This window comes from Affinundibacterium macrobrachii, from assembly GCF_014652415.1.
In the GTDB taxonomy this organism is placed as follows: domain Bacteria; phylum Pseudomonadota; class Gammaproteobacteria; order Burkholderiales; family Burkholderiaceae_D; genus Undibacterium; species Undibacterium macrobrachii.
This window is the reverse complement of the sequence record NZ_BMYT01000013.1, coordinates 1-2057: the sequence shown is the minus strand read 5'-3', so window position 1 is coordinate 2057 and position 2057 is coordinate 1. Positions and strand designations below refer to the sequence as shown.

The 2057-nt window shown below is 51.5% G+C and carries 1 rRNA gene; it reads right to left on the bottom strand.

The features are described 5' to 3' along the window. Positions 1 to 21 precede the first annotated feature (21 nt). Positions 22 to 2057 (bottom strand): 23S ribosomal RNA (locus tag IE103_RS18250); the annotation flags it as partial.

Genomic DNA, 2057 nt, shown 5'->3' with positions numbered 1-2057 from the left:
TCTATAACTGACCAAAGTTATAGGGACAAGCCGTACGGGCAATTAGTACTGGTTAGCTTAATGCATTACTGCACTTCCACACCCAGCCTATCAACGTCCTGGTCTCGAACGACCCTTTAAAGAGCTCAAGGCTCTGGGATATCTCATCTTAAGGCGAGTTTCCCGCTTAGATGCTTTCAGCGGTTATCTCTTCCGAACATAGCTACTCGGCAATGCCACTGGCGTGACAACCGATACACCAGAGGTTCGTCCACTCCGGTCCTCTCGTACTAGGAGCAGCCCCCTTCAAATATCCAACGCCCACGGCAGATAGGGACCAAACTGTCTCACGACGTTTTAAACCCAGCTCACGTACCACTTTAAATGGCGAACAGCCATACCCTTGGGACCGGCTACAGCCCCAGGATGTGATGAGCCGACATCGAGGTGCCAAACTCCCCCGTCGATATGAACTCTTGGGAGGAATCAGCCTGTTATCCCCAGAGTACCTTTTATCCGTTGAGCGATGGCCCTTCCATACAGAACCACCGGATCACTATGTCCTACTTTCGTACCTGCTCGACTTGTCAGTCTCGCAGTTAAGCACGCTTATGCCATTGCACTATCGTCACGATGTCCGACCGTAACTAGCGTACCTTCGAACTCCTCCGTTACACTTTGGGAGGAGACCGCCCCAGTCAAACTGCCTACCATGCACTGTCCCCGACCCGGATAACGGGCCAAGGTTAGAACCTCAAACAAACCAGGGTGGTATTTCAAGGATGGCTCCACGAGAACTGGCGTCCCCGCTTCAAAGCCTCCCACCTATCCTACACAGATTGGTTCAAAGTCCAATGCAAAGCTACAGTAAAGGTTCATGGGGTCTTTCCGTCTAGCCGCGGGTAGATTGCATCATCACAAACATTTCAACTTCGCTGAGTCTCGGGAGGAGACAGTGTGGCCATCATTACTCCATTCGTGCAGGTCGGAACTTACCCGACAAGGAATTTCGCTACCTTAGGACCGTTATAGTTACGGCCGCCGTTTACTGGGACTTCAATCAAGAGCTTGCACCCCATCATTTAATCTTCCAGCACCGGGCAGGAGTCACACCCTATACGTCCACTTTCGTGTTTGCAGAGTGCTGTGTTTTTATTAAACAGTTGCAGCCACCAGTTTATTGCAACCCTTTCATCCTTCCCCCGCAGGGGGGTCAAACTACAAGGGCGTACCTTATCCCGAAGTTACGGTACCAATTTGCCGAGTTCCTTCTCCCGAGTTCTCTCAAGCGCCTTAGAATACTCATCTCGCCCACCTGTGTCGGTTTGCGGTACGGTCTCGTATGACTGAAGCTTAGAGGCTTTTCTTGGAACCACTTCCGATTGCTTCGTGAATAAATTCACTCGTCTCAACCCCTTGAATTACGTGCCCGGATTTGCCTAAGCACCTTCTACAAGTCAAGAACAGGCTCTTCCAACCGCCTGACAACCTTCCGCGATCCGTCCCCCCATCGCATCATACGACGGTGCAGGAATATTAACCTGCTTCCCATCAGCTACGCATCTCTGCCTCGCCTTAGGGGCCGACTCACCCTGCTCCGATGAACGTTGAACAGGAAACCTTGGGCTTACGGCGTGGGAGCTTTTCACTCCCATTATCGCTACTCATGTCAGCATTCGCACTTCTGATACCTCCAGCATCCTTTACAAGACACCTTCGCAGGCTTACAGAACGCTCTCCTACCATATCTATTGCTAGATATCCGCAGCTTCGGTGTACAGCTTAGCCCCGTTACATCTTCCGCGCAGGACGACTCGATCAGTGAGCTATTACGCTTTCTTTAAAGGGTGGCTGCTTCTAAGCCAACCTCCTGACTGTTTTAGCCTTCCCACTTCGTTTTCCACTTAGCTGTACTTTGGGACCTTAGCTGGCGGTCTGGGTTGTTTCCCTCTTGACACCGGACGTTAGCACCCGATGTCTGTCTCCCAAGCTCGCACTCAACGGTATTCGGAGTTTGCAATGGTTTGGTAAGTCGCGATGACCCCCTAGCCATAACAGTGCTCTACCCCCGTTGGTGA